Genomic DNA, 5,006 nt, shown 5'->3' on the forward strand with positions numbered 1-5,006 from the left:
CCCGGCAGGCAACCTCGCAACGGCGCGCCGATCCGGTCCCAGTACGCTGGTAGCGCCCAGACCGGGCTGCCGCGATACGTCGAGCGAGGTCAGCAGAGTGTCCGAAATCAGTGTGCCCGCCCCCTTCGAGGTGGATGAGCGCGACAACATCGTCGCCCCGGTGTTCGAGCACGAGCGCGACGACCCCGATTTCGTGATCTTCCAGCGCCTGATAGACGGCGTCTGGGCCGACGTCACGTGCGCCGAGGCGGCGGGCCAGATCCGCGCGGCGGCACTGGGTTTGATCGCCCAGGGGGTGCAGGCCGGGGACCGGGTGGCGATCTTCTCGGCGACCCGCTACGAGTGGGCGATCCTCGACTTCGCCATCCTGTCGGTGGGCGCGGTCACCGTGCCGATCTACGAGACCTCGTCGGCCGAGCAGGTGCGCTGGGTGCTGGAGGACTCCGGGGCGGTGCTGGCGTTCGCCGAGACGGACATGCACGCCAAGCTGGTCAACGAGCTCGCCGGCGAGCTGCCCGGGCTGCGCCGGGTGCTGCACATCGAAGGATCGGGTCCGGCGGCGCTCGATCAGCTCGCCGAGGACGGCGCCGCGCTCGACCCGGCCGAGCTGAACGCTCGTCGCGAAGCGCTGCGGGCCGCCGACCCGGCCACCCTGATCTACACCTCCGGCACCACGGGCCGCCCGAAAGGCTGCCGGCTCACCCACTCCAACCTGGTCTACGAGGTTCGCGGCACCAAGGCAGCGCTGCCCACGCTGCTCAGTAAGGGCGAACGCCTGCTGGTGTTCCTGCCGCTGGCCCACGTGCTGGCGCGGTCGCTCACCCTGGCCGCGTTCGCCAACAAGGTGACGGTGGGGTTCACCAGCGACATCAAGAACCTGGTGCCGATGTTCGCGGTGTTCAAGCCGACGGTCGTGGTGTCCGTGCCGCGGGTGTTCGAGAAGGTCTACAACACCGCGGCGCAGAACGCGGCCGACGACGGCAAGGGCCGGATCTTCGGTGTCGCCGCGCAGACCGCGGTCGACTGGAGCGAGGCACAAAGTCGCGGCGGCCCGGGGCTGATACTGCGCGCCAAGCACGCGGTGTTCGACCGGTTGGTCTACCACAAGCTGCGCGCGGCGCTGGGCGGAAACTGCCACGCCGCGGTCTCCGGCGGCGGACCGCTGGGCGCGCGGCTGGGCCACTTCTACCGCGGTGTCGGCCTCACCATCTACGAGGGCTACGGGTTGACCGAGACCACCGCGGCGATCACCGTCAACCCGGTCGGCGACGTGAAAGTCGGCACAGTCGGAAAGCTGGTGCCCGGCAACAGCATGCGCACCGCCGGCGACGGCGAGGTGCTGGTGCGCGGCGGCGTGGTGTTCCACGGCTATTGGCATAACGAGGAGGCCACCGCCGAGGCCATGTCCGACGGCTGGTTCAAGACCGGCGACCTCGGTGAGATCGACGCGCAGGGGTTTTTGACGATCACCGGCCGCAAGAAGGAGCTCATCGTCACCGCGGGCGGTAAGAACGTCGCGCCGGCAGTGCTGGAGGACCGGCTGCGGGCGCACCCGCTGATCAGCCAGGCGCTCGTGGTCGGGGACGCCAAGCCGTTCATCGGGGCGCTGATCACCATCGATCCCGAGGCCCTCCAGGGCTGGAAGCAGCGCAACGGCAAAGCCGCGGGCACGTCGGTGGGCGACCTGGTCGCCGACCCCGACCTGATCGCCGAGGTGGACCGGGCCGTCAAAGAGGCCAACCAGGCCGTCTCGCACGCCGAATCGATTCGTAAATTCCGCATCCTGCCGGTCGACTTCACCGAGGACACCGGTGAGCTGACTCCCACGATGAAGGTCAAGCGCAAGGTCGTCGCCGAGAAGTTCGCGTCCGAGATCGAGGCGATCTACGCCGCGAAGTAGGGGCGCGCCGGCCATTACCCGGGCCGCTACCCGGCCATCACCCGGCCAGCAGGTCGGCCAGCCGCGCGGCCAGCGTGTCCCAGCGCCAGTGCGCCGTGACCCACTCGCGTCCGGCGGCGCCCATGGCTGCGGCCCGGCCGGGGTCGGCCAGCAGGTCGCTGACGGCGTCGGCGACGTCGGTCACCGACCGGCCGTCGACCACCAGGCCAGTCTGTCCCGGCCGCACGGTTTCCGGGGCACCCCCGGAGAATCCGGCTATCACCGGCACGCCGGTGGCGGAGGCTTCCAGAAACACGATGCCCAGTCCTTCGACGTCCAGCCCGGCGCCACGGGTGCGGCACGGCATCGCGAACACGTCGGCCAACGCATGGTGGGCGGGAAGCTCGGCGGCCGGAATGCCGCCGGTGAACGTCACGTGCTCGCTGACGCCGTGGCGACGGGCCAGCCGGCGCAGCGCCGACAGGTACGGCCCACCACCGGCGACGACCAGCGCGGCGCCGTCCACCCGGCGGCGGACCCTCGGCAGCGCCCGGATCAGCATGTCCTGACCTTTTCGCGGCACCAGCCGGGACAGGCACACCACAGTGGGCCGCTGGCCGAGGCGGTAGCGGGCACGCAGCTCGGTCCGGCTCGCCCGGTCCGGACGGAACCGGTCGGTGTCCACCCCGGCCGGCAGGTACTCCAGGCTGGCCGCGGGCCCGAACGCCGACGCGAAACGCGCCCGGGTGTAGCGGCTGACGAAGGTGACGACGTCGGTGCGATCACCGATGCGTCGCAGCACCGCCCGCGCGGCCGGCAGCATCGACCAGCCCACTTCATGACCGTGGGTGCTGGCCAGAACCCGCGTCGCGCCCGCACGCCGGGCGCGGTCGGCCAACAACCCCAGCGGCGCGGCGGCGCCGAACCAGACGGTCTCGATACCGTGATCGGCGATCAGCCGGCACATCCGGGCCTCGACGGCCGGACCGGGCAGCATCAGCGTGGACGGATGGCGCACAACCTGATAGCCGTCGGCGCGGGCATCGAAGATGTCGGCGTCGTTCCACTGCGGCGCGTAGACGGTCAGCGTGTGCGAACCGGCGATGCGCGACACCAGCTCCGCCAGATAGGCCTGGATACCGCCACGCCGTGGCGGAAAGTCGTTGGTTACCAACAGGATACGCGACACTAGCGGAGGTTGGCCGGTGGCCCGGACGGCGTCGGGGCCGGCTGACCGCCCGAACTCTGCTGCCATCGGGTGAGCAAGCCGGCCAGGTCGACACCGACGACGTCGCGCACCGCGGTGGACACGTCGGCGTGCTTGGCACCGCAGGCGGCCCGGTACACCGCGCGCAACGTCGCCGTCCCGTAGGCGTCGGCGACGAACCGGGCGAACCCCCACGCCGTGTCGTAGGCCAGCGCTCGCCGCGGGCCCGGCGCATCGAGGTCCGCATCCGACGGCAGGGCCACCGGCGGCGGCTCCGGCAGGCCCGCACCCGGCCGGGCGACGAAATCGGCCACGCCCTCGGACAGCCATCGCGGTGCGTCGACCGCGGTCTCGGCGCGCGTCGCATAGTGAAAAAGCTCATGGGTCAACACGATGCGCAGGGCCGCATCGCTCATCGCCGCAGCGCCCGGGGCGAACACGATCCGCTGGCCGACCGCGGCCCGGCGGCCGACGTCGACGCGGTCGGCGACCGTCACCGCGGCGATGCCGGCCCACTGCGCCGCGCTTCCCCCGCCCGCCTCGCTGCGGAACTGGCCCTGCGTGCCGGTTGCCACCACCGTGATGTCACGCGGCCAGTGGGCACCCCAGAAGGCCTCCACCGCGGCGATCGCGGTGCCGATCTCCGCCGCGATGCGCGACAGCAGACGATCGGCGTCGCGGCCGCCGCGGTCGATCAGATGGACAGCGCGTCCGGCGACGACGAGCGACGGCGCAGCTCTGCTCGCGGGGCCCGCCGCCGACGACGCCGGCCAGCCGCGCCCCGGACCGATCACGACGGCTGCGGCGACGATCAGCTCGACGGCGAGCGCGCATGCCAGCAGCACCGGAGCCAGCCGGCGCCGGGAGTCGGGGTCAGTAACGGCGCGCGTTGTGGATCGGACCGGACGAGGTCATCGGCACCACCTGCACCGGCTGACCGTAGGTGGACGAATGCACCATCAGGCCGTCGCCGACGTAGATGCCGGCGTGCGACGCATCGGAATAGAAGGTCAACACGTCGCCGGGCTGCAGGTCGGACAGTGCAACCGGTTGGCCGCCATGGGCCAGCGCCTGACTGGAGTGCGGCAGCCCGATGCCAGCCTGCTGGAACGCCCACATCACCAGGCCGGAACAGTCGAAACCGCCGGGCCCGGCGCCACCCCACACGTAGGGGGAACCGACCTGCGTGAGCGCGGCCTGCATCGCGACCGCCGCGGCATCGTCGCCCGGGGGGCCGCCGGGCATCGCGACGGGTGCGCCCGGCGCAGCCGGTGGCAGTCCGTCGGGAGCACCCTCCGCGGCCGGCGGGAGCGCCTCGGGTGCCGGGGCTGCGGCCAGCGCGGCCGGCGGCGGGCCCGGCGCCGGGGCGGCCAGCGCGGTGCGCTGGCCGGGTGTCAGCGCCAGGTACTGCGACTTGACCACCGCGATCTGCAACTGCAACCGGCTTTGCTTGGACTGCAGGTTGGCCCGCACCGCCGCGGCTTGTTCAGCCGCCTTCCTGGCGTCGGCCGCCGATTTCGCCGATTGCTGCTCGGCTTTGGCTGCCTGTTCACTGGCAGTGCGGTAGTTCGCCATCCGGGCCGCCATGTCGGCGGAGATGATCCGCTGCAGCGCCAACTTGCTGATCAGTTGCTGCGGCGACTCGGCGGTCAGGATGGCGGCCGTACCGTCGCTGCGAGCACCCATATACGTGGCCGCGGCAAACTTGTTCACGGCAGACTGGAAGGTTGACAACTTCGCCTTCGCGGCATCCACAGCCGCCTCGTCGTCGTAGTGCTTCTTGTCGGCGGCCTGCTGGTCGGCGAGCTTTTGGTTGAGCTCCAGTTGCGAACTGTGCATCGCCTCGGTGGTCTGCTCGGCCTGGCGTGACAGCTCCTTGAGCTTCGCCAGTGCGGTGTCGGCCGGTGCGGTGTCGGCCGG

General features: G+C 71.5%; 4 protein-coding genes. 1 reads left to right on the forward strand and 3 read right to left on the reverse strand.

The genetic code is table 11. The features are described 5' to 3' along the window. Positions 1–97: 97 nt before the first annotated feature. Positions 98–1,900 carry a long-chain fatty acid--CoA ligase gene (locus tag ABDW21_RS08025; RefSeq protein ID WP_343600940.1) on the forward strand — a complete coding sequence of 601 codons (1,803 nt, stop codon included), beginning with the start codon at positions 98–100 and terminating at the stop codon, positions 1,898–1,900. A 37-nt stretch (positions 1,901–1,937) separates the two neighbouring features. On the opposite strand, the gene ABDW21_RS08030 is transcribed toward ABDW21_RS08025, so the two are convergent. From ABDW21_RS08030 to ripC, 3 genes are all read right to left on the reverse strand, one after another. Continuing rightward, positions 1,938–3,068, reverse strand: a complete 1,131-nt coding sequence (locus ABDW21_RS08030; RefSeq protein ID WP_343600939.1) for a glycosyltransferase family 4 protein — start codon at positions 3,066–3,068, stop codon at positions 1,938–1,940. Beyond that, complete coding sequence (locus tag ABDW21_RS08035; protein WP_343600960.1) at positions 3,068–3,928, reverse strand: hypothetical protein; 861 nt, start codon at positions 3,926–3,928, stop codon at positions 3,068–3,070. The genes ABDW21_RS08030 and ABDW21_RS08035 overlap by 1 nt, the downstream gene beginning before the upstream one ends. A 31-nt stretch (positions 3,929–3,959) precedes the next feature. Further along, positions 3,960–5,006, reverse strand: a 1,047-nt coding sequence (gene ripC / locus ABDW21_RS08040; protein WP_343710281.1) for a peptidoglycan hydrolase RipC, incomplete at its 5' end; no start/stop codon positions are given.

This window comes from Mycobacterium sp. (assembly GCF_039583805.1).
Taxonomy (GTDB): domain Bacteria; phylum Actinomycetota; class Actinomycetes; order Mycobacteriales; family Mycobacteriaceae; genus Mycobacterium.